The organism is Sulfitobacter sp. SK011 (genome assembly GCF_003352065.1).
Taxonomy (GTDB): Bacteria; Pseudomonadota; Alphaproteobacteria; order Rhodobacterales; family Rhodobacteraceae; genus Sulfitobacter.
This window is the reverse complement of sequence record NZ_CP025803.1, coordinates 1,267,604-1,291,078: the sequence shown is the minus strand read 5'-3', so window position 1 is coordinate 1,291,078 and position 23,475 is coordinate 1,267,604. Positions and strand designations below refer to the sequence as shown.

The 23,475-nt window shown below is 55.3% G+C and carries 23 protein-coding genes; 21 read left to right on the top strand and 2 right to left on the bottom strand.

The features are described 5' to 3' along the window. The first annotated feature begins 86 nt into the window (after positions 1 to 86). From topA to C1J02_RS06315, 4 genes are all read left to right on the top strand, one after another. Entirely contained in the window at positions 87 to 2,738 is a 2,652-nt protein-coding gene (gene topA, locus C1J02_RS06330; RefSeq protein ID WP_114877820.1) for a type I DNA topoisomerase, read from the top strand. Positions 2,739 to 2,845: 107 nt separating this feature from the next. Next, positions 2,846 to 3,409, top strand: coding sequence for a L,D-transpeptidase (locus C1J02_RS06325; protein WP_114880417.1), 564 nt, complete (start codon positions 2,846 to 2,848; stop codon positions 3,407 to 3,409). Between the two features lie 98 nt (positions 3,410 to 3,507). Further along, positions 3,508 to 4,203, top strand: a complete 696-nt coding sequence (locus C1J02_RS06320; protein ID WP_114877819.1) for a CoA transferase subunit A — start codon at positions 3,508 to 3,510, stop codon at positions 4,201 to 4,203. A 1-nt stretch (position 4,204) separates the two neighbouring features. Beyond that, on the top strand, positions 4,205 to 4,828 hold the full coding sequence (locus C1J02_RS06315; RefSeq protein ID WP_114877818.1) for a 3-oxoacid CoA-transferase subunit B: 624 nt from the start codon (positions 4,205 to 4,207) through the stop codon (positions 4,826 to 4,828). 155 nt (positions 4,829 to 4,983) lie between these two features. Here C1J02_RS06315 and C1J02_RS06310 read toward each other — a convergent pair whose 3' ends face one another. Beyond that, positions 4,984 to 5,793, bottom strand: a complete 810-nt coding sequence (locus C1J02_RS06310; RefSeq protein WP_114877817.1) for a lytic transglycosylase domain-containing protein — start codon at positions 5,791 to 5,793, stop codon at positions 4,984 to 4,986. A gap of 363 nt (positions 5,794 to 6,156) precedes the next feature. On the opposite strand from C1J02_RS06310, the gene C1J02_RS06305 reads away from it, so the two are divergent. The 17 genes from C1J02_RS06305 to C1J02_RS06225 all read left to right on the top strand — a co-directional run bounded on the left by C1J02_RS06305 (position 6,157) and on the right by C1J02_RS06225 (position 22,499). Continuing rightward, complete coding sequence (locus C1J02_RS06305) at positions 6,157 to 6,363, top strand: hypothetical protein (RefSeq protein WP_114877816.1); 207 nt, start codon at positions 6,157 to 6,159, stop codon at positions 6,361 to 6,363. 118 nt (positions 6,364 to 6,481) lie between these two features. Beyond that, the gene (locus tag C1J02_RS06300; RefSeq protein ID WP_114880416.1) at positions 6,482 to 6,661 is read left to right on the top strand and encodes a hypothetical protein; all 180 of its coding nucleotides are present in this window, start codon (positions 6,482 to 6,484) and stop codon (positions 6,659 to 6,661) included. Between the two features lie 110 nt (positions 6,662 to 6,771). Next, positions 6,772 to 6,954 (top strand): hypothetical protein, encoded by a 183-nt coding sequence (locus C1J02_RS06295; protein ID WP_114877815.1) that lies wholly within the window; start codon positions 6,772 to 6,774, stop codon positions 6,952 to 6,954. A 191-nt stretch (positions 6,955 to 7,145) separates the two neighbouring features. Then, positions 7,146 to 8,003, top strand: a complete 858-nt coding sequence (gene cpaB, locus C1J02_RS06290) for a Flp pilus assembly protein CpaB (RefSeq protein WP_114877814.1) — start codon at positions 7,146 to 7,148, stop codon at positions 8,001 to 8,003. 205 nt (positions 8,004 to 8,208) lie between these two features. Further along, positions 8,209 to 9,633, top strand: coding sequence for a type II and III secretion system protein family protein (locus tag C1J02_RS06285; protein ID WP_114880415.1), 1,425 nt, complete (start codon positions 8,209 to 8,211; stop codon positions 9,631 to 9,633). A 4-nt stretch (positions 9,634 to 9,637) separates the two neighbouring features. Continuing rightward, positions 9,638 to 10,318 (top strand): OmpA family protein, encoded by a 681-nt coding sequence (locus C1J02_RS06280; RefSeq protein ID WP_205389872.1) that lies wholly within the window; start codon positions 9,638 to 9,640, stop codon positions 10,316 to 10,318. A gap of 286 nt (positions 10,319 to 10,604) precedes the next feature. Next, a complete protein-coding gene (locus C1J02_RS06275; RefSeq protein ID WP_114877812.1) occupies positions 10,605 to 11,840 on the top strand; it encodes an AAA family ATPase in 1,236 nt (411 codons plus the stop codon). Between the two features lie 23 nt (positions 11,841 to 11,863). Further along, positions 11,864 to 13,294 carry a CpaF family protein gene (locus C1J02_RS06270; protein ID WP_114877811.1) on the top strand — a complete coding sequence of 477 codons (1,431 nt, stop codon included), beginning with the start codon at positions 11,864 to 11,866 and terminating at the stop codon, positions 13,292 to 13,294. A gap of 12 nt (positions 13,295 to 13,306) precedes the next feature. Then, complete coding sequence (locus C1J02_RS06265; protein ID WP_114877810.1) at positions 13,307 to 14,269, top strand: type II secretion system F family protein; 963 nt, start codon at positions 13,307 to 13,309, stop codon at positions 14,267 to 14,269. A 12-nt stretch (positions 14,270 to 14,281) separates the two neighbouring features. Beyond that, complete coding sequence (locus C1J02_RS06260; protein ID WP_205389871.1) at positions 14,282 to 15,259, top strand: type II secretion system F family protein; 978 nt, start codon at positions 14,282 to 14,284, stop codon at positions 15,257 to 15,259. Positions 15,260 to 15,294: 35 nt separating this feature from the next. Continuing rightward, positions 15,295 to 15,852, top strand: a complete 558-nt coding sequence (locus C1J02_RS06255) for a tetratricopeptide repeat protein (protein ID WP_254693222.1) — start codon at positions 15,295 to 15,297, stop codon at positions 15,850 to 15,852. Positions 15,853 to 15,894: 42 nt separating this feature from the next. Then, positions 15,895 to 16,749, top strand: a complete 855-nt coding sequence (locus C1J02_RS06250) for a lipopolysaccharide assembly protein LapB (protein ID WP_114877808.1) — start codon at positions 15,895 to 15,897, stop codon at positions 16,747 to 16,749. 4 nt (positions 16,750 to 16,753) lie between these two features. Further along, a complete protein-coding gene (locus C1J02_RS06245) occupies positions 16,754 to 17,248 on the top strand; it encodes a prepilin peptidase (RefSeq protein WP_114877807.1) in 495 nt (164 codons plus the stop codon). Between the two features lie 69 nt (positions 17,249 to 17,317). Then, complete coding sequence (locus tag C1J02_RS06240) at positions 17,318 to 18,625, top strand: ATPase (protein WP_114877806.1); 1,308 nt, start codon at positions 17,318 to 17,320, stop codon at positions 18,623 to 18,625. Positions 18,626 to 18,662: 37 nt separating this feature from the next. Beyond that, positions 18,663 to 21,116 (top strand): ligase-associated DNA damage response DEXH box helicase, encoded by a 2,454-nt coding sequence (locus C1J02_RS06235; RefSeq protein WP_114877805.1) that lies wholly within the window; start codon positions 18,663 to 18,665, stop codon positions 21,114 to 21,116. A gap of 294 nt (positions 21,117 to 21,410) precedes the next feature. After that, the gene (gene pdeM, locus C1J02_RS06230; RefSeq protein ID WP_114877804.1) at positions 21,411 to 22,073 is read left to right on the top strand and encodes a ligase-associated DNA damage response endonuclease PdeM; all 663 of its coding nucleotides are present in this window, start codon (positions 21,411 to 21,413) and stop codon (positions 22,071 to 22,073) included. Between the two features lie 57 nt (positions 22,074 to 22,130). Beyond that, on the top strand, positions 22,131 to 22,499 hold the full coding sequence (locus tag C1J02_RS06225; RefSeq protein ID WP_114880413.1) for a PaaI family thioesterase: 369 nt from the start codon (positions 22,131 to 22,133) through the stop codon (positions 22,497 to 22,499). Here the strand turns inward: C1J02_RS06225 and folD are convergent. Then, on the bottom strand, positions 22,496 to 23,398 hold the full coding sequence (folD, locus tag C1J02_RS06220) for a bifunctional methylenetetrahydrofolate dehydrogenase/methenyltetrahydrofolate cyclohydrolase FolD (RefSeq protein ID WP_114877803.1): 903 nt from the start codon (positions 23,396 to 23,398) through the stop codon (positions 22,496 to 22,498). The two genes, C1J02_RS06225 and folD, sit on opposite strands and share 4 nt — an antisense overlap. Between the last annotated feature and the right edge of the window lie 77 nt (positions 23,399 to 23,475).

Below are 23,475 nucleotides of genomic sequence, written 5' to 3'. Positions count from 1 at the left end.
GCAGTTGCATTGACAATCCCCCCTTACCTCCCACATGTGACAGCGCGAGAGACCGCCCGCCAATTTGATTTAAGGTGCTTTATTTTATGCCAGTCGTTGTTGTCGAATCCCCTGCCAAGGCCAAAACGATCAACAAGTATCTGGGCGATAATTTCACCGTTCTGGCATCTTATGGCCACGTGCGCGACCTGCCTCCCAAGGATGGATCGGTCGACACCGAAAACGAATTCGACATGAAATGGGAAATCGCCAGCGACAGCAAGAAACATGTCAAAGCGATTGCTGACGCCCTGGCAAACGACAACGAACTGATCCTCGCGACCGACCCCGACCGTGAGGGCGAGGCGATCAGCTGGCATTTGCAAGAAGCATTGACCAAGCGCAAATCAATCAAGAAAGACACGCCCGTCAGTCGCGTGGTGTTCAACCAGATCACCAAGAAAGCAGTGACAGATGCGATGGCAAATCCACGTCAGGTGGATATGCCTTTGGTTGAAGCCTATCTGGCCCGCCGTGCGTTGGACTATCTGGTAGGCTTTAATCTGTCCCCGGTTTTGTGGCGCAAACTGCCCGGGGCGAAATCAGCAGGCCGGGTGCAATCGGTCACGCTGCGCATCATCGTAGAGCGCGAGATGGAAATCGAAGCGTTCCGCAACCGAGAGTATTGGAGCGTCAAAGCTCTGATGGCGACCCCCCGTGGGCAAGAATTTGAAGCCCGACTGGTAACGTTGGCAGGTAAGAAGCTGGACCGCTTTGATCTGGGCAACGCCACGCAGGCTGAAATGGCCGTGCAAGCGATCACCAGCCGCGCCCTAACCGTGACAAGCGTCGAGGCAAAGCCGGCCAGCCGCAATCCATCCGCCCCCTTCATGACCTCGACCCTGCAACAAGAGGCCAGCCGCAAGTTTGGCATGGGCGCGCGGCAAACCATGAGCACAGCCCAGCGGCTGTATGAGGCCGGCCACATTACCTATATGCGGACAGATGGTATCGACATGGCCCCAGAGGCCGTGACCATGGCGCGCGATGCGATCAAAGACCGCTATGGCGTAGAATATGTGCCCGATGCGCCGCGCATCTATAAGAACAAAGCCAAGAATGCCCAAGAGGCCCACGAATGTGTGCGCCCCACCGACATGACCAAAGACGCCCCCAGCCTGAAGTTGGAGAGCGATCAGGCCAAGCTTTATGATCTGATCTGGAAACGCACGCTGGCCTGCCAGATGGAAAGCGCACGTTTGGAGCGCACAACCGTCGAGATTGGCAGCAAAGACGAACAGGTCGGTCTGCGCGCCACAGGTCAGGTGGTGCTGTTCGATGGTTTTCTGCGCGTTTATGAAGAAGGCCGCGATGATGTGGTTGTCGATGACGATGACAAACGCCTGCCACAGATCACCCAAGGCGACGCGATGGACAAAAGGTCGGTCACGCCAGAGCAGCATTTCACCCAGCCGCCGCCCCGGTACACAGAGGCGACATTGGTCAAGCGCATGGAAGAGTTGGGCATTGGCCGCCCCTCGACCTACGCCAGCATTGTCACGACAATCCAGGACCGCGAATATGTGCGCAAAGATGGCAACCGCCTGATCCCTGAGGACAAGGGCCGGTTGGTGACGGCGTTTCTTGAGAATTATTTCCGCAAATATGTGGGGTATGACTTTACCGCCGATCTTGAGGATCAGCTTGATAAGGTCAGCGCAGCGGATGCAGACTATAAAGATGTGCTCAAACGGTTCTGGCGTGATTTTTCCGCCGCGATTGCCGAAACCGCTGATCTGCGCATCACCGAGGTTCTGGAAAAGATCAACGAGGTTCTGGAACCGCATCTGTTTCCACCGCTTGATGATGGCGGCGACCCGCGGCTGTGCCCAAACTGCGAAGCGGGGCGCTTGTCGATGCGCACCGCCCGCTCCGGTGGCGCGTTCATCGGCTGTTCCAATTACCCTGAGTGCCGCTATACCCGCCCCTTTGGCCCGCCAGACCCAGAAGCCGAAGCATCGGCTATCCCTCCGGACGGCAAGTTGCTGGGCAAGGATGGGGGCGACGAGATCCGTGTGTTCAAGGGACGTTTTGGACCCTACGTGCAGCGTGGCGCTGTTACAGAAGAAAACAAGAAACCCCAGCGACAGTCGGTGCCCAAGGACTGGCCTGCAGAAGAGCTTGAGTTGGAGCGAGCGCTGATGCTGCTGTCGTTGCCCCGCGAAATTGGCCCGCATCCTGAGGACGGGATCATGGTCTGGTCGAACATCGGGCGCTATGGGCCTTATCTGAAACACGCGGAAAGTACATCGGAACGCGGCGGCACCAACGCCAATCTGGAAAGCCTGGATGAGGTCTTTACCGTTGGCATGAACCGCGCTGTCCAATTGCTTGCCGAAAAAGTCGCAAGCCGTGGTGGACGGGGCAAAGCCGCCAAACCGATCCGCGAGATGGGCGAACACCCTGATTTGGGCGGGGCTGTGAATATCATGGAGGGCAAATACGGGCCTTATGTGAAATGGGAAAAGGTCAATGCGACGATCCCCAAAGAGGTTGAGCCTGCTGATTTGACCATGGAACGGGCGGTCGAGTTGATCGAGGAGAAGCTGGCCAAGTCCCCGGCCAAGCGCAAAGCCGCACCAAAAAAGAAAGCTGCGCCTAAAAAGAAACCCGCGGCCAAAAAGAAACCTGCGGCCAAAAAGAAACCTGCCGCCAAAAAGAAACCTGCCGCCAAAAAAGTGGCAGCCGAAAAAGAATGACCCGACCATAGCCGCGACCACATACCGAACATCATGCATATGTGATTTGCCTGTGCCATGCGCGCCTGCCAAACCCATGCGCAATCAACAATGCGAAAGGCATGGACATGGCAGAGCAGAATATTTCACGGCGTAGACTGATGATCGGGGCCAGTGTCGCGCTTTGTGCACCAAGCTTGGTGCGTGCGCAGTCAACTGACCTGAATGGTGTGCGCCGCAACGCCACCAGCTTTATAAGCCAGCACTGGCAGGATCATTTCGACGATCTGGGCAAGGCGACCATTGTGGCCGATACAACATCACGCGCGCTTCATTATTGGAACGCGGATGGCACTGATTACCGCGTCTATCCCACATCTGTGCCCGCCACAGAAGAATTGACGAAACGCGGCTACACCAAAATTACCCGAAAGAAAGTTGGTCCCGATTGGACGCCAACCGCGTCAATGATGGAACGCTTTCCTGAATACAAGTATATGCCACCCGGCCCAGATAATCCGCTTGGCACGCATGCGATGTATCTCGATTGGCCCAATTACATCATCCACGGTACCCATGACACCCGCAAGATCGGGCGGCGGTCATCGGATGGGTGCATTGGTCTTTACAACGAAAAGATAGAAGAGCTATTTGCGCTTTGCCCCGTTGGCACCCAAGTCCGCATCCTGTGACAGCACGCAAGTCCCCGCGGATCAATTGACTTTGCCGCGCTGCGGCGGCAAGACTCCCCAAACAATTGACAGGCACCGACAAGGGGGAGCGTTACGCTATGAAAAAGGTCTATGGATCAGCTGCGGAGGCGTTGGATGGCGTCTTGTCAGACGGCATGTTGATCGCGGCAGGTGGCTTTGGCCTGTGTGGCATTCCTGAATTGCTGCTGGCCGCGATCCGCGATGCAGGCACCAAGAACCTGACGTTTGCGTCCAACAACGCGGGTGTTGATGATTTTGGGATCGGCATCTTGCTCCAAACCAAACAGGTCAAAAAGATGATCAGTTCGTATGTCGGTGAGAATGCTGAGTTTATGCGCCAGTATCTGTCGGGTGAGTTGGAGTTGGAGTTCAACCCCCAAGGTACGCTGGCCGAGCGCATGCGTGCAGGTGGCTGTGGCATTCCGGGGTTTTACACCAAAACGGGTGTGGGCACGGTGATTGCCGATGGTAAAGAAAGCAAAATGTTCAACGGTCAGGAATATATCCTTGAGGAAGGCATCTTTGCGGATCTGTCGATCGTAAAGGCGTGGCGCGCTGATGACACCGGTAATCTGGTGTTCCGCAAAACGGCGCGCAACTTTAACCCGCCGGCGGCGATGTGCGGCAAAATCTGCATCGCCGAGGTCGAAGAGATTGTCCCGCGCGGGTCGCTGGACCCTGACATGATCCACCTGCCGGGCATCTATGTGCACCGGATCATTCAGGGTGATCATGAAAAGCGGATTGAGCAGCGTACAGTGAGGACAGCATAAGATGTGGGATCGCAATCAAATGGCGGCACGCGCCGCACAGGAACTGCAAGACGGCTGGTATGTGAACCTTGGCATCGGCATTCCGACGCTGGTGTCGAACTATATACCTGATGGCATGGATGTGACGCTGCAATCGGAAAACGGCATGTTGGGCATGGGCCCCTTTCCAACCGAGGATGAGATTGACGCCGATCTGATCAACGCGGGCAAACAAACGATCACCGAATTGGCGCGCACGGCGTATTTCGATTCAGCCACCAGCTTTGGCATGATCCGGGGCGGCAAGATAGCGATGGCGATCCTGGGCGCGATGGAGGTCGCTGAAAACGGCGATCTGGCAAACTGGATGATCCCCGGCAAGCTGGTCAAAGGTATGGGCGGCGCGATGGATCTGGTCGCAGGTGTGGGCCGTGTGGTTGTGGTGATGGATCACACCAACAAACATGGTGACAGCAAAGTTCTGAAGGAATGTAGCCTGCCGCTGACGGGGAAGGCCGTTGTTGACCGGATCATCACCAATATGGGCGTGCTGGACGTGGTTGAAGGTGGTTTGCGGATTGTCGAATGTGCGGATGGCGTTACGGAAGACGAATTGCGCGCCGCGACTGAGGCAACCCTCGTCTGAACAACAAAGGGGGGCGATGCGCCCTCCTTGCCGCTGCAAACGCAAAGCGGTCGCGCCGTCCGCCCCGATAATAGGTTCATCCAGATTTGTGAGGAGGTGGAGACGCGGGTTTGAAAAACACGGTAGCCGCCATTTGTCGGACGTGAACGTCCGTCCTAGTTCATTGCAGCAAAGACGCACCCGTCGGTGATCAGCTCTGGTGGTGTTTTGCACAGGCCCTTTGCCACCTGAAACGCCGCCAACACCTTGGGCACATAATCGCGGGTCTCGGCAAAAGGCGGCACGCCTGCGTGTTTGCGCACCGACCCCTCGCCTGCATTATACCCAGCCAGCACCAGGATCGGATCGCGGTCAAACTCATCCATCAACCAATTGAGGTATTTCACCCCACCCAGAATATTCTGCGTCGGCATCAAACTATCAGTGACACCAAACCGCGACGCTGTATCCGGCATCAGCTGCATCAGCCCTTGCGCCCCGGCCCCGCTGATCGCATCCGGCCTGCCCGCCGATTCAACTGTAATGACTGCCAGCACCAATGCGGGTGACACCTGCGTCCCGATGGTAGAGCGCAGAATGTCGATGCCATTCACTTTTGCAATGTCCTGCATCTGCTGCAAGCGCGGTGCACTCACTTTGTCTGCTGCGCCGGCCAACGTGGACATGGCGGTCTGCAAACGACCAGGGCCGGATTCGGCAGCATCCGGCGATACCTTGGCCCAGAACCAGTCGTACTGACCCGGCGCTTTGGGCATTATCGCACCGGATGGTTGCGCAACGGCGGCGGGGACTGCTTTTACCTGCGCTGCGGGGTCAATCTGAATGTTGATACGATTGCTGCTGCCAGATTTGGGTGGTTTGATACGTTTGGCGCTGAATTCAGGAAACGGCGCTGGACCTTCGGCAAGGCAGGGTGCCACAGCCAAAGTGCCCGCCAGAAGCGAAATTCCGAAAATACGATACATGCCTGCCTGCTTTTTTGCTTTATCGGCTCGAATGGTTGGGAATATCCCACAAAAAACCCTCTCAGACCAGCAAATCAGGGCTTAGAACAAGGCGGTTTTGCCTTATTTGACCGAAAAACCGTTCAATTTTGAATAATTCATACCTTTTCTAATTTTTATTTTCTTTTAAAAACAATAAGGTAGACTGGAAATGCTATGTATTTTGCGTATAAATGCAATTGGCACATTAACTGTCAAATTCATGCCCCAATCAGAAGTTTATATAGCTGCATACCAAGTCGGACAGGCACTTGATTGAGAGTGACAGTGCCAAACGGACGGCGAGGTAATACTCAAATCTAATGATCCTTGGAGGGACATACCATGATGAAATTTATTGCAAACTTCCGCAAAGACGAAGACGGCGCTGTAACAGTTGACTGGGTCGTTCTGACCGCTGCCGTTGTTGGTTTGGCCGTTGCTGCCTATACCTCAATCCAGACCGGTACCGTCGCACTGACCGGCACTACATCTACATACATCGAAGGCCGGACACCAGGTGGCGCAGCGCCAGCACCTGTTGCTCCTTAAGTTCAATACTTGAACTAGGTCATTCTACCAAGCTGGCGGGCACTTTCTCAAAAGTGACAGTGTCATCCGGTCGGCTTGGTAGAACTTCGAACCAGCTCTTAGTATGAAAGGACACACCATGATAAAATTTATCGCAAACTTTCGTGAAGACGAAGATGGGGCGGTAACAGTCGATTGGGTCGTTCTTACCGCTGCTGTTGTTGGTCTGGCCGTTGCTGCCTATCAAACCATCGAGGACGGCGCGACTGCATTGACTGCCGCCACAGCTGCGTACATCGAAGCGCAGGATCCTAATTAAACTTCAGTCCTGAGCGACTGCCATGGGGGCTGTTCGCTGGATACGGCGCGCTGCCCTTTAGTCATGCAGACTGTTACCTTTTTATCATTGCACTTTTTAAGGAACACATCATGTGGAGCAAACTGAAGAACTTTCGCGCTTCCGAGGACGGCGCTGTAACAGTAGACTGGGTTGTTCTGACCGCCGCTGTTGTCGGTTTAGCTGGTGCTGTTATCGTCTCAATTAACGGCAGCTCCGGCAACGTAAGCTCTGGCATAAGCACGTATCTCGCAGCACGCCCTGTTGGTCCTTAATTGCACCCAAATCTGAAGAACATGCCGGCTAATTCTTTGGCCGGCTTTTTCTTTTGGGCCTGCATCTTTTGGCAGCATTGATCGTGTTTTTGCCTGACCAATGGCAAACAAAAACCATAATTGCCTGACATTGTTTCCCACAGCAGGTCCGGGAAACTTTCCGGTAAATAAATCTAGATGAGGTGACTGAAATGCGAATGGTTTTTGGATTGGTACTTTTGCTAGGCATCGCGCTTGCCGGTGGTGCCGTGTACTTGGCCAAGGATCGAATTGCTCAGTATCAGGCTGCCAATGCCCAGGCACAGGCAGCTCTGGCTGAGATTGTTCCCACCAAAACGGTCTATGTCGCACAAGGCCCCCTTAAGTATGGTCAAAAGCTGACCAAAGAGGATGTCCGCGCAGTTGCATGGCCGGAAAATGCAATTCCGGAAGGGGCATTTGTTGATTTGGTCGCCCTCTTTCCCGAAAATACCGACGAATTGCGGGTGGTATTGCGGCAAATGGAAAAAGACGAAGCGATCTTGGCACTGAAAGTTACCGAACCCGGTGAGGACACAGGTTTGACCTCGCGTCTGGCACGAGGGACACGTGCTTTTGCGATTAAGGTCGATGTATCCAGCGGCGTCTCGGGCTTTTTGCGTCCTGGCGACCGCGTTGACATCTATTGGACAGGCCGCGTGAATGTCGCCGGCGCACCCGACAAAGGTGATGTCACCAAACTAATCGAGGCTAACGTTCAACTGATTGCCATCGACCAAAGTGCCGGTGGCGAACTGAATGAAACCACCATCGCCCGCACGGTGACTGTTGCGATCAGCCCCCAGCAAGTTGCGTCCTTGGCGCAGGCACAATCAACGGGCAATCTGTCGTTGGCATTGGTCGGCGCGGGAGATGATACAGTTGCCTCTTCTATTGAGGTCAACCAGCGGTCTTTGCTTGGCATCGCCAGCCGAGAAGTCAAAGCAGAAATTGAAAAAGAGAAAGTTTGCACCATTCGGACCCGCCGCGGGGCCGAGGTTGTGGAACTGCCCATTCCCTGCACGAACTGAACCAACTCGCCAGAAAAATCAAATGGTTAACATGACGCCGCACATTGTGCGGCGTCATTGCATTCCATATTATGTTGCCATTTATCCACATAAGCTTTCCCCCTGAACTCATTGATTCTTGCAATAAAAATGAAACTGCCGCAGAGTGTTCCAAACGACGGGCACCAAGACCCTACATTGAGGCGTGATCAAAAAGGCAGGTCACATGAAAATCGATAGATTTCTAAAAGCAGCTCTCGTAGGGCTGACATTGAGCGCCGTACCTATGGCATTGACGACACCAACCTCGGTTTCAGCCGAGACATTGCGTGTGGTTAAGAAGGGTACAAACACGGACTTGCATGTGCCGATGAACCGCGCGGTGGTTGTCGAAAGTGACATTCCCTTCGCGGAACTCAGCATCGCCAACCCAGGCATTGCCGATATCTCTTCCTTGTCGGATCGCAACATCTATGTGCTGGGCAAATCGCCCGGAACAACCACTCTGACCTTGCTGGATGCGAGCGGACAACTGATTACCAACGTCAATGTGCGTGTCGCAGCGGACGTCACCGAATTCAAGGAACGCCTGCGGCAGATCCTGCCCGGCGAGCGGATTGAAGTTCGCACAGCCAATGACGGTATTGTGCTGTCTGGCATCGTTTCCTCCACCCAGCGCCTGCAGCGCGCGCTTGATCTGGCCGAACGCTACGCCCCTGAACGGGTGTCCAACCTCATGAGCGTTGGTGGAATTCAGCAAGTAATGCTGAAGGTTCGCTTTGCTGAAATGCAGCGTAACGTTTCCAAATCCTTGAGTTCATCACTGGCGATTGGTGGCTCGGACCTTAACGCGGGGACAGGCACGACCAACACGGCAAGCAGCGTTCTTGGGTCATTGGGCGGGTCCATTCCGACCTCGAACCAAAATGCAGGTGCTGTCCTGTTTGGCTTTAACGCAGGATCCACTCAGGTGGGGCTGTTGCTTGAGGCACTTGAACAAAAAGGCGTCGTCCGCTTTCTCGCAGAGCCAAACCTTGTGGCCTTGTCGGGCCAGGAGGCGAAGTTCCTTGCAGGTGGCGAATACCCCGTACCGGTTGCACAGACGGGTGAACGGATAACCATTGAATTCAAGCCGTTCGGCGTTGAACTGGCCTTTATCCCGCGTGTTGTGGACAAAGACCTGATCAACCTTGAACTCAAGGCCGCAGTGTCGGCGATTGATCCGACAAACAGCCTGGCATTGGGCAATGGTATCGAAATCGCGGCCTTTACCCGGCGCGAGACCTCTTCGACGGTCGAAATGCGCGATGGAGAGAGCTTTGCGATTGCCGGATTGCTAACGGACGACTTTACCGACAACTCAAGCCAACTGCCGTGGATCGGTGACGTGCCCATTCTGGGTGCGCTGTTCCGTTCTGCGGACTATCAGCGCAACCAGACCGAATTGGTCATCATTGTCACCGCGCATCTGGTAACCCCGACCCGGGGTGAGGCTTTGGCCCTGCCAACGGATCGGATCAAACCACCCACTGAAAAAGACCTCTTCCTCTTTGGCCGCACAGCTGATGGCACCCGCACTCCCAAAAGAGGTGCCGCTGGTGAGGTTGCCAAGCAGGACTTTGGCGGGTCTTATGGCTATGTATTGGACTAAAACAATGAAAAGCGTGAAGGCCAACAAATTCAGCATTATCGGTCTGACAGCCGCGGTCGCAACAGTGATGGGCTGCGTACCGAGCCCGGACCCGGTTTACACCCAGTTCTACCGAGAGGCAGGGGCAATCGCCGATACTGGCAGCTTTGGCAACGCAACCCTGAACAACCGTCTGGTCATGACTGGCGAACGCCAACATACCTTTAATCTGGCAAACCGTTTTGCAGAAGACGTGAACTCAACCGTCACATTTGCCTTTAATTCTGCACAGTTGGACGGAAATGCACAAGCCGTGTTGCGTCAACAAGCCGGGTGGATCAGGCAGTTTCCGGAAATCCGGTTCCGTGTCTTCGGTCACACCGACGCTGTCGGATCGAACAGATATAACAAAGTATTGGGCCTGAAACGGGCAAACGCCGTTGTTGGATATTTGTCCACATTGGGCATCAGCCGCAGCCGCCTTGAAGCCGTTGTTTCGTTTGGTGAAACGCAGCCATTGGTCGTTACACAAGGTCGCGAACGGCGCAACAGGCGTACGGTGACCGAAGTGAGCGGTTTCGTGAAAGGACATCCAACAGTTCTGGACGGCAAATATGCACAGATCATTTACCGTGATTATATTGCCAGCGCTGTACCGCCGACACAGCTGACCGGCAGCGCGGTGGGCGAATTGGCCGCCGAATAATTTGGTCAAAATTTTGCGACGCCGCCCTCTTTCGGGGGCGGCGTTTTTCGTTTCGCGTCGCGAAATACCTCTGATCAATCACCAGCTTTCAGCGTGATCGTTTCAAGATACCCAACAATCAGACCTTTTTGGCCCCAATCCTGCCCAAGTTGCCTGTGATATTCCCAGCAATAGGACAGATGTGTCTGGGCAATGGCCTGGGCATGGGTGGTCGCGGAGATAGTTCAATTGCGCGTAAGACGCAAAGGATCGCTCTGCCAAACCCTTGATAGTAAAGGATTAGGTCATGAGCAGCAGTATGCCACAACCAGAAACAGCACCCATCGTGGCCTGTACCATCAGCCGCGATGTGCAAAACTTTGATCTATTGATCGAGGATATGGAAGATGCACTTGGTGAGAGCTGGGGTGATTTAGGGTTTGCTGAGGCACTGGCATTTTTCGGGCAACCAGAAGCGAACAACATGGAATTTGTTGCCTTGGCGATAGATGAAACAGATGAAGACAATCTGGTTCTGATGACCGAGATCATCACCCAAGCCAAATCCCGCAATATCAAAGTGATCTTAATCGCTGAAGACGTGACACCCGCCGCCTTGCATTCGCTGTTGCGCCAAGGTGCCGATGAATTTGTCCCCTACCCATTGCCAGAAGGTGAATTGGCCCAGGCCATTGCCCGCGTCCGTGCGATAGAAGAGGCCCCTGCCCCCACCGCCAACGCTCCGCAGCTTAAGGCCGGTGCCTCAAAAGATGGCGCACTGATAGTGGTGCACGGATTGGCCGGTGGCACGGGTTCAACCACGCTTGCCGTCAATCTTGCGTGGGAACTGGCCTGTGTTGGTAAAAACGAATCCCCGTCCGTTTGTTTGCTGGATTTGGATTTGCAGTTTGGTGCTGTCGCCACATTTCTCGACCTGCCGCGGCGCGAGGTCGTTTATGACATGCTGTCTGACACAGAAACCATGGACGAAGAAATCTTTGGCCAGGCTTTGTTGACCTTTGGCGATAAATTGCAGGTGCTGACCGCACCGACCGACATGTTGCCGCTTGATCTGATCACATCCGAGGATGTGAACCGTATCCTGACGATCGCGCGCAATCAGTTTGACTATGTGATTGTCGACATGCCCTCGACCTTGGTGCAATGGTCCGAAGCCGTGCTGAGCAATGCGCATGTCTATTTCGCGATGTTGGAACTGGATATGCGATCGGCACAGAATACGCTGCGCTTTAAGCGTGCGTTGCAATCTGAGGAGCTGCCAGTCGAAAAGCTGCGCTATGTGATGAACCGTGCGCCGAAATTCACCGATCTGAGTGGCAAGGGTCGCGTCAAACGTATGGCGGAATCGCTGAGCATTTCCATTGACGTGCAGTTGCCCGACGGCGGCAAGCCGATCACGCAGGCCAACGACCATGGTACGCCGTTGGCCAATTCTGCCCCCAAAAGCCCACTGCGACGCGAGATCGCCAAACTGGCGGCGTCCATCCATGACCTGAAAGGTGATCAGGCTCAAGCGGCCTGATCCCATATAGAAAGAGCGCAGACATGTTTTCGAAATACAAAAAGTCAGGGCCAGCAACGCCAGCTGCAAAACCTGATGCGCCTACAAATGTGACACCAATCTTGGAAACCCCCGCACCTGCATCAATGCGCAAGGCGTTAAAACCTGCGGCGGCAGCCCCGGAAGACAAAGAGCTGAAACGCAAGCAGCGAATGAGTGATATCAAGCTCGAACTGCACCGTGCGCTGTTGGACAACCTGAACCTTGCCGCCCTTGAGCATGCCACGGAGCAGGATTTGCGGCAGGAAATCAATGAGATTGCCATTGAGATTCTTGAGCAGAAAAGCATCGTTCTGAACCGCGAAGATCGGATGACACTGAATTCAGAGCTTTATGACGAGGTGACAGGCCTTGGTCCGTTGGAAACCTTGCTCAAGGATGAAACGGTCAACGATATTCTGGTCAACGGGCCACAACAGATTTTTGTGGAACGCGAAGGCAAGCTCGAACTCACTGAAGTGACGTTCAAAGATGAACGCCATCTTTTGCGGATCATCGACAAGATCGTGTCGGCGGTGGGTCGTCGCGTGGACGAAAGCAACCCGTATGTCGATGCGCGCCTCAAAGATGGTTCACGTTTCAACGCCATGGTACCGCCCGTTGCGGTCGATGGGTCGCTCGTGTCCATTCGTAAATTCAAAAAGGACAAGCTCGGCATCGACGACCTGGTGAACTTCGGTGCCTTTACCGAAGAAATGGCAGCCTATCTACAAGCTGCCGTGGCCACCCGCCTGAACATCATCGTTTCTGGTGGTACGGGTTCAGGTAAGACAACCACCCTCAACGCGCTGTCTTCGTTCATCGACAACGCCGAACGCATTTTGACCATCGAAGACACGGCGGAACTTCAACTGCAACAGACCCACGTGGGCCGAATGGAAAGCCGTCCACCAAACGTCGAAGGCAAAGGCGAAGTGTCCCCGCGCGATTGTTTGAAGAACGCCTTGCGGATGCGTCCAGACCGGATCATCGTGGGCGAAACGCGTGGCGAAGAAGTCATCGACATGCTGCAGGCCATGAACACCGGTCACGATGGGTCTATGACAACGATCCACGCCAACTCGGCGCGCGATGGTGTGTCGCGACTGGAAAACATGATTGCGATGGCCGGTATTGAAATGCCGCTCAAGGCCGTGCGCAGCCAGATCTCATCGGCGGTGAATTTGATCGTGCAGGCATCACGTCTGCAGGATGGGTCGCGCCGTATGACATCCATCACGGAAATCACCGGCATGGAAGGTGACGTCATCTCTATGCAGGAAATCTTTCGGTATCAGCGTGTCGGGCTCACACCCGAAAACAAGATCATCGGTCATTTCACCGCAACCGGGGTGCGCAGCCACTATGCCGAACGCTTCCGCATGTGGGGCTATGACCTGCCATCTTCCATCTATGAACCCATCGCAGCACAGTAAGGAAAACAAGTCATGAGTGCCGAACCAATTATCTATGGCCTGATTTTCATTGGCGTGCTGGTGCTGGTCGAAGGTCTGTATCTGGTGGCTTTTGGTAAATCCATCAGCCTGAACAGCCGTGTTAACCGCCGCCTTGAAATGCTCGAAAAAGGCACACGCCGCGAAGAGGTGTTGGAAAAGCTGCGCAAGGAAATGCAGCAGCACATGAATTCAAAGTCAATTCCATTGTATTCGCTGCTTTCGGAAAAGGCGCAAAGAGCCGCAATCGCGTTTTCGCCCAAGCAGCTTTTGATGATCATGGCTGGTGTGGCTGTTTTCGCCTTTTTGGCGCTGACTGTTGGCACGGAAACCGAACCACCTGTTCGCGCCCTGCTTGCCGTGGGCATCGGCGTGGGTGGTGTTTATTTCTGGGTTTCATCCAAAGCCAACAAGCGCATGGGCATGATCGAAGAACAACTGCCTGACGCAGTCGAACTGATGGTGCGATCCTTGCGGGTCGGTCATCCGTTCACCAGTGCCATTACCATTGTATCCAAGGAAATTCAGGATCCGCTGGCGTCTGAATTCGGCGTGATCTCGGATGAGGCCGCCTATGGTCGCGACGTCGGTGAAGCGCTGAAAGACATGGCCGAGCGGCTGGACATGCAGGATTTGCGGTTCCTGGCCGTTGCCGTGACGATCCAACAGCAATCTGGTGGTAACCTCGCCGAAATCCTCGCCGGTCTGGCAAAGGTGATCCGCGCCCGTTTCCGCCTGTTTCGCCGCGTGAAAGCGATCACCGCTGAGGCGAAATGGTCAGGCAAGTTTCTCTCCGCCTTCCCGATTGTTGCGCTGATCGTGATCAACGTTCTAGACCCGAATTACTATGATGAAGTGCGCGACCACGCCTTCTTCATCCCGGCCTGCTTTATTGTGGGCATCTTCCTCGCGGCAAACCTGATGGTGATGCGCGTCCTCACAGACATCAAAGTGTAAGGAGCATTTGCGATGGAATTCCTAAATCAGATCGAAGCGGTCCTGGGCCCAATTGGATTGATCATTATCGTCGGCGTGCTGGGTCTGGTCCTTGTTGCGATCACTGTTGTCCTGATTGTGAAGCAACCAGAAGACCCGCTGAACAAACTCAAGCGGGCATCAAGCCCAGCAGCGAAATCCGCTGATCCGACCAAAAAGTTGCGGCAGGCTGACGGGAACCAACAGCTACAGAAGTTTGCCAAATTTCTCGAACCCGAGGACGTTGCCGAACTGAGCGCGAAACAGTTGATGCTGCGTCAGGCGGGGTATCAGTCCCGTGATGCAGTGCGGATGTTCTACTTTGCCCAGATGGCTTTGGGCCTGTTCGGTATGTTTGCAGGCATCGTATATGTCAACTTTCTGGGCGGAGGCGAAGGCATGAGCACCCAGAAGATGATGATGTATACCGTGGGGCCCGGTGGCATCGGGTATTACCTGCCCAAGTACTGGGTGACGCGCCGGGTTGGTATGCGCAAACAGGAAATCGAACGCGGGTTTCCCGATGCGCTTGATATGATGCTGGTCTGCGTTGAGGCCGGCCAGTCGTTGGACCAATGTATCGTCCGTGTGGCGCGTGAATTGCGTGCGTCGTACAAGGCCCTTGCTGACGAGTTCGAAGTTGTCGCTTACGAAATGAAGGCCGGTAAAGACAAGGTGACCGTGCTGAACGATATGGGCGAACGTTGTGGCGTGCAGGATGTGTCGTCATTTGTAACCGTTCTGGTGCAATCGGCCGCTTTTGGTACGTCAATCTCAGACGCGCTTCGGGTTTATGCGGCTGAAATGCGCGACAAACGGGTGATGCGCGCCGAAGAGGCCGCAAACAAGTTGCCAACCAAGATGACCCTTGCCACAATGATGCTGACGGTACCGCCATTGCTGATCATTCTGGTTGGCCCTTCGGTACACGGCATTACACAATTGGGTAAGATAAGCGGACCGGGCCAATAATGACATCAAGACGCTGGCGCAGGGCAACCTGCGCGATGGCACTTATAACAATTCTTGGAATGGCCGCCTGTTCACCGGGCGGCTTTTCTGCGCCGCTGTTCCAGAAGAAAACCGAAAACCCCTATGCGCCCGGGGTCAATCAACGCAAAGACGCCGAAGACGGTGTAGAAGTTGGTCATCGCCTGATGGCGGCCGGACAGTATGAGTTGGCGATCAAATCCTTTAACCGCGCTGCACTTGCGCAAGGCGTTGATGCCGAAATCCTGTCAGGCCTGGGCAGTGCGAACCTTGGCCTGGGCCGTCTGGGACAAGCCGAAGATCTGTTGCGGCGCGCCGTCAAAGAGAACGAAACCGAGCCTGAAGATTGGAATAATCTGGGTGTTGTGCTGATCGAAAGGGGCAAAACCCCCGAGGCGGTACAGATATTTCGCAAGGCCTATGCGCTGGACAATGGCGAAAGTGACGCAATCCGTGACAATCTGCGCTTAGCGCTCGCAAAATCAGAAAATTCTGTTATTAATGATCTTGACGATGATAATTATAAATTGGTGCGGCGCGGTGCGGGTGACTATTTGATCCGTCCCGGCATATGACCGACACCAAGCCCGAGGCAGAGCAGTAAAAAGGACGCAAAAATGCGCCACCCTATTCTAATTGCAACCTGCATTGCAGGTGTCGCCGTTGTTGCAGGCTGCGGTGAAAAAGACGCGAACGCCACCGTTGAACGGGCCTTTAAGGACGTCAATGTTGTCGACGCAACAAATCTTTCAGATGTGATGCTGACAGTGGCTGACCCGAACGAGGCAGTCAGTTATTTCTCGCGTTCCATCAAGGAAGACCCAACAAGGATCGACCATCAACGCGGTCTTGCGCTTTCCCTAATCCGTGCAAAGCGTGTGACCGAGGGTGCCATTGAATGGTCCAAAGTGACAAAGATGCCAGAGGCCACAAACGATGACAGCGTCGAATACGCCGATGCGCTGATCCGCAGCGGTGATTGGGCAAAAGCCGAAACAGTTCTCAACAGTGTCCCTCCAACACACGAGACATTTAAGCGGTATCGCCTTGCTGCACTGATCGCAGACAGTAAGAAGGAATGGACGAAGGCCGACAGTTTCTATGAAACGGCGGTCGGGCTGACCACGACGCCCGGTTCCGTCATGAACAATTGGGGCTATTCCAAACTGACGCGCGGTGACTACAAAGATGCCGAGCGGCTGTTTTCGGACGCCGTGCGTCAGGATACCAGCTTGTTTACCGCCAAAAACAATCTCGTCCTCGCGCGCTCGGCGCAACGCGACTATTCATTGCCGGTGATCCCGATGGATCAGACAGAACGTGCGCTCTTGCTGCACACAATGGGCCTTTCTGCGATCAAGCAAGGCGACGTTGAAACAGGTAAAGGCCTGCTGCGCGAAGCAATTGATACACATCCACAGCACTTCGAAGCAGCCGTACGGTCCTTGCGCGCGCTCGAAGACAACGGCTAGCGCGATGGCGATCACCGCCACATCTGCACTGTGGTTTCTGCCCTTTGTCTTGCCGATCTGTTTTTACGTCATGTTTACCGACATGGCACAGATGCGCATCACCAATCAGGCTGTTGTCGTTTTGGCTTTGGTCTTTGTTGTCGTGGGTCTGTTTGTCTTGCCGTTCAACACCTATCTCTGGCGTCTGTTGGGCCTTGTGACTGTGTTGGTCATTGGTGTTGTATTGAATGCCGCAGGCGTGATGGGGGCCGGAGATTCCAAATTTCTGGCTGCAGGTGCCCCTTTTGTGGCTTTGGGCGATCTGCGAATGCTGATGGCGCTTTTTATGGCGGTCACCTTGGCCTCTGTCGCAACGCACCGGCTGGCAAAACATTCGCCATTGCGCAGACTGGCCCCCGATTGGGCCAGCTGGTCACAAGCAAAAAAATTCCCCATGGGTCTTGCCCTTGGCGCGACTTTGGCCGTGTATCTTATTCTGGGTGCAAAATATGGTGCGTGATTCACACCATATTCAGCCCTTTTGGTGCAGGTATCACATTCCCTGCCCCCATTCGTCAGGAGTGTTGTCATGAACGTCCAAGCGTCCAGCGTAGTGGCCCCGCCGCCCCCCAAGCGGTTAGAAGATATGCGGCTGCCCATCGTTATGATGCGGGACATTCTGCTGAAAACAATCTTTCGAAAAAACGTCGATTTGGTAAGTGAACTGGCCCGTGCGGTTTGCCTTCCCATTCAGGTCACACAAGAATTGGTCGATATGGCCCGCGAACAGCGCCTGTTGGAAGCAACCGGTACCCTGAATGCCCAAAATGGCAACGAAATGGGATATCAGCTGACCGATGCCGGCAAGGCGCGCGCGCTGGATGCTTTGGCACAGTCAGAATACTTCGGTCCGATGCCGGTGCCGCTGGGGGTCTACAGCGAACAGGTCAAACGCCAGTCGGTGCGCAATCTGCAGATTACCCGCGAGCAACTGGTCGGTGCAATGGGCCATCTGGTCCTGCCCGACAGCCTTCTGGACCATCTGGGGCCTGCGGTATCTGCGGGGCGCTCAATTCTGATGTACGGCCCGCCGGGCAACGGTAAATCCAGTATTTCCAACGGGATCCGTGATGCTTTGGGCGACCGGGTCTATGTCCCACGGGCGATCGAATACGCCTCGCAGGTGATCACCGTCTATGACCCAATCGTCCATTCCGCCGCCGAGGATGAGGTCCAGGACCCCACATCCCTGCGCCGCGTTACCCGCTATGATGCACGCTATGTCTGCTGCGAGCGGCCAACCGTTATCACCGGTGGCGAACTGTCGCTTGATATGCTTGATCTGGTCTATAACCCAACGGCGCGCACCTATCAGGCCCCATTACAGTTGAAATCAACGGGCGGCATTTTCATTGTGGATGACCTTGGCCGTCAAAAAGAACCACCGCAAAGCATCGTCAACCGCTGGATCGTGCCACTGGAAGAAAGCAAGGATATCCTGGCGCTGCAGTCGGGTGAAAAATTCGAGGTGCCATTCGACACGCTGGTGATCTTTTCAACCAACTTCCACCCGAATGAGATTTTTGATACCGCCGCCCTGCGCCGTATCTTCTTTAAGATTAAAATTGATGGCCCCAATCAGGAAAACTTTCTCAAGATTTTTGCCATGGTGGCACGCAAACGCGGCATGGGGCTGGATGAGGCGACTTTGGTGCATCTGCTCAAGGTCAAATACCCCACAATCGACAATGTATATGCAAACTATCAGCCGATCTTTCTGATCGACCAGATGATCGCGATCTGCGATTTTGAAGGCATCCCCTATCGAATGTCGCCTGACCTCATCGACCGGGCGTGGGCCAACATGTTCGTCAAGGACGAAGTGATCGTTAAGTAGCGTTCCCTTCCGGCGCAGGGCGCTCTAAATTGCCCAGATGACGCAACTCCCCGCTTTGTTTCAGACTTGGTTCGCCTCGAAAGGCTGGTCCATCCATCCCCATCAGCTGGCAATGCTGGAGCGCGCGGATGCACCGTCGCTTTTGCTCATTGCGCCGACGGGCGGGGGCAAAACCTTGTCTGGTTTCCTCCCCACGCTTATTGATCTGGCTCAGCGTGAACATATGGGCATGCACACGCTTTATATCTCCCCGCTCAAGGCATTGGCTGCGGATATCAAACGCAATCTGACCACGCCGGTGCAGGAAATGAATTTAGCCATTACAATCGACGAACGCACCGGCGATACGCCGCAAAGCAGGCGCAAACGGCAACGTGCGGACCCGCCCCATATTTTCTTAACCACACCAGAAAGCCTTGCCCTGCTGGTCAGCTACGATGACGCCCCGCGCATGTTCAAAGGGCTGAAACGGGTGGTGATTGACGAAATCCACGCCCTTGCCGAAAGCAAACGTGGTGATCAGATGATGCTGGCGCTGGCGCGACTGCAAACGATCTGTCCCGATCTCAAACGTGTGGGGCTGTCAGCAACTGTGGATGACCCAGCAGCCATCGCGCATCTGATGGCCCGACATCCGGACCCGTGTGAAATTCTGCTGGCCGATCCTGGCCCCGCACCCGATATCCAGATGCTGCGCACCGAAGAAGCACCGCCGTGGTCCGGTGGCGGCGCGGCCTATGCCATCCCGGCGGTGCTGGAACAGATCAAACAACACAACACCACGTTGATCTTTCACAACACCCGTGCGCAGGCGGAAATATTCTTTCATAACCTCTGGCTTGCCAATGACGAAGGTCTGGCGATTGGCATCCACCACGGCAGTCTTGACCGCGAACAACGTGCGCGCGTTGAGGGCGCGATGGTAAGGGGCGAATTGCGCGCCATCGTTTGTACCGGCTCGCTTGATCTGGGCATTGATTGGGGGGATGTCGATCTGGTGATCCAGATTGGTGCCCCTAAAAATGTCAAACGTCTGGTACAGCGCATCGGCCGCGCCAACCACCAGTATAATGCCCCCTCAAAGGCGCTTTTGGTGCCTGCCAATCGGTTTGAAGTGGTCGAATGCGTTGCGGCACTTGAGGCCGTTCTGGCGGGCGAGCTGGACGGCGAGCCGCGCGGCTCCGGCCCGCGCGATGTGCTGTGCCAGCATATTCTGATTGCCGCCTGTGCCGGGCCGTTCCATGCGGATGATCTTTATGCCGAATTCACCTCTGCGGGTGCCTACAGCGATCTCACGCGGGCCGCGTTCGACGACTGCCTCGCATTTTGCGCGACAGGCGGCTATGCGCTGCGCGCCTATGACCGTTGGCAGCGGTTGATCCAACGGCCCGACGGACGCTGGCAATTGCGCGATCCGCGCAGTGCACAGCGCATCCGCATGAACATCGGCACCATTCAGGACACTGACACGCTCAAAGTCCGGATGCGGCGCAATCGTGGTGGCAAACCTTTAGGGGAAATTGAAGAAGGCTTTGCCGCATCGCTGACACCTGGCGATACGTTTTTGATCGGCGGCCAGATTGTGAAATACGAAGGCCTGCGTGAAATGACAGTTGAGGTCAGCCGGGATGCTGCGAAAAAGCCAAAAATAGCGACATTCATGGGCACGAAATTTGCCACATCAACGCAGCTCTCTGCACGTATTCAGCAGATGTTTACCCAAAGCAGCTGGCCTGATCTGCCAGCCCACACTGCCCAATGGCTGCACCTGCAGCGCGAGGTCAGCCAATTGCCACAGCCCGGCAGATTGCTGGTCGAAAGCTTCGCCCATGATGGCCGTGAACAAACCGTTGTTTACGGATTTGCCGGACGCAACGGGATGCAAACGCTCGGCCTGTTGCTGACCAAACGGATGGAAGAGCTGGGCTTGCACCCGCTTGGCTTTGTGGCCACCGATTATGCGACGCTTATCTGGGGGCTGGACGCGGTAAAAGACCCTGCCCCGCTGTTTGATCTCGATGCGCTGCAGGACGGGCTGGACACTTGGCTGGCCGGAAACGCGGTGATGAAACGCACCTTTCGCGCAAGTGCGACAATAGCCGGGCTGATTGAACGAAACCTGCCCCAAGCGCGTAAATCGGGCCGGCAGGCAACGTTCAGCTCTGACATTCTGTATGACACGCTCTACCGGTATGACCCTGAACACCTCATGCTGCAGATCACCCGCGAAGAGGCCCTGCGCGGTTTGGTTGATTTTGGCCGCATCGAAGAAATGATTGGCCGTGTCGCGGGTCGGATTGATCATCTGCGCCTGCCACGCGTTTCACCTTTGGCGGCCCCGTTGTTTTTGGAAATGGGCCGCGTCCCGGTCAAAGGCGAGGCTGAAGAGCGGTTGCTCGCGCAAGAGGCCGAGCGTTTGATGGAGCAATCCGGCCTCGCCAGCATCACCCCTGCCCCGTCAAACAAGCCGCGTTGGCGTATGGGATTTTGACCTTGGGCCGGTCCTCTTTTCATTTGGGTCCAACGCATCGGTATTTGGAAAAGGGTGAAATTAAGAGTTCATCATTCTTTAACGACGTTTAGGCCAAGATGAGGTGCGGTACAGGCTGCGGAGCCGATGACCGTAAAGGGTGAAGGCGCGTCATGTCTTCATGGGTACGAACCCAAATGTTGGCGCGTCTTCCATTTCACCCTTTTTCAAATACCGATGCACGCCATCCGTTCCAAACGCACGGAATCTGATTGTCTGCTTGCCAAACGGCACCAATTCAAACATGAACAAAGGATGAACGGATACGATTTCACTCTTGCTGGTGCACAGATGACGGCACTTGGCAGTGGCGCGCTCTGGTGGGCAGATCAGCGGCTGCTCTGTGTCAGCGATCTGCATCTGGGCAAGTCAGAACGGATTGCCAGACGGGGCGGTGGTACCCTGCCCCCATATGACACGCGCGATACCCTGACCCGGCTTGCCGCCGATCTGACGCGCTGCAATGCGCAGGTGGTGATTTGTCTGGGTGACAGTTTTGACGATCTGGGTGCCGCACTGGCCCTGCCCAATGAAGATCGGCTCTGGATTGCCAAGCTTCAGGCCGGGCGTCGGTGGGTGTGGATAGAGGGCAACCATGACCCCGGCCCTGTCGATCTGGGCGGCAGTCATCTGGCCGAATTGCCGATTGCCCCGCTGACCTTTCGTCACATCGCCCAGATTGACGCGAGTGGGGAGGTGTCGGGCCACTATCACCCCAAAGCGTCGCTGCACGCCTCAGGTCGAAATATTTCGCGACCTGCATTCCTGTTTGACAGCGATCGGGTGATCCTGCCAGCTTATGGCACCTACACCGGCGGGCTGCGCAGCCGTTCGAATGTACTCTGTGATCTGATGCGCCCAGAGGCCTGTGCGATTCTGACAGGCAAGAACCCCATTGCCATTCCAATGCCGAGGTAACTTGAAGTGGACCAACCTGCCATTGACCGCATTCACACAAGCTTTGCCGCGCAAAGTATGATGTCCACCTTTGGTGCAACACTCAGTGACGTGCGCGAGGGCCATATCTGCATCACGGCACCAATATTGCCGCTGGCGTTGCAACAACAAGGGTTTGGTCATGCGGGGCTGACCTTTTCCATCGGGGATTCTGCGGCCGGCTATGCAGCTTTGACCATGCTTCCATTGGACATGGAGGTGGTCACCGCGGAGATCAAAGTGAACCTGCTTGCGCCTGCACGTGGGGACATCCTGATTGCCACGGGCCGGGTGATCAAACCCGGCAGGCGGCTTTGTGTGGTCAGCGCAGAGGTCCACGCCGAACAAGACGGGGTGCGCAATCTGATTGCTGTCTTGCAGGGCACCATGGTGCCTGTCCCTGCCTAGGCGGTCAGGCCTTCGGGTTCTGCCAACCCATTTGCGCGGCAACAGGCAGTAACGGTGTTTGCCAGCAGGCAGGCGATGGTCATCGGCCCCACGCCGCCCGGCACAGGTGTGATTGCCCCTGCAACAGCCGCGCAGCTTTCATAGTCAACGTCCCCCACCAGCTTGGTCTTGCCTTCGCCCTTTTCAGGGGCGTCAAGGCGGTTGATGCCAACGTCAATCACTGTCGCACCTTTTTTGATCCAATCCCCCGGCACCATTTCAGGGCGGCCCACGGCGGCCACAACGATGTCGGCGCGGCGCACAACGTCAGGCAAATCCTTGGTTCGGGAATGCGCAATAGTGACCGTACAACTGTCACCCAGCAGCAGTTGTGCCATCGGTTTGCCAACGATATTTGACCGCCCGATAACCACCGCATCCATTCCCGACAGTGAGCCGTGATGGTCGCGCAGCATCATCAAACAGCCCAGCGGTGTGCAGGGCACCATGGATTTCTGGCCTGTCCCCAACAAACCCACATTGGAGATATGGAAGCCATCCACGTCCTTGGCGGGCGAAATCGAATTGATCACCAGATCTTCGTCCAGGTGTTTGGGCAGTGGCAATTGCACCAGAATGCCGTGGATATCGGGATCGTTGTTCAACTGATCAATTAGCGCCAACAATTCAGCCTCGGGCGTCTCAACATCCAGTTTGTGTTCAACGGATTTCATGCCCACTTCGACGGTCATCTTGCCTTTGGAACGGACATAGACCTGCGATGCCGGGTCTTCGCCCACCAGAACCACAGCCAAACCCGGTGTGATGCCATGGTCGGTTTTCAGGCGGGTCACATGGTCGGCCACCTTGCCCCGCACTTTTGCTGCAAAGGCCTTGCCGTCGATCACTGTTGCTGTCATTTGCTTTCCCTTTTCATGCGTAAGGCGGGGGTACACCCCGCCCTACCCCTTATCCTCTAACGAAGGTTTGTCCCCAT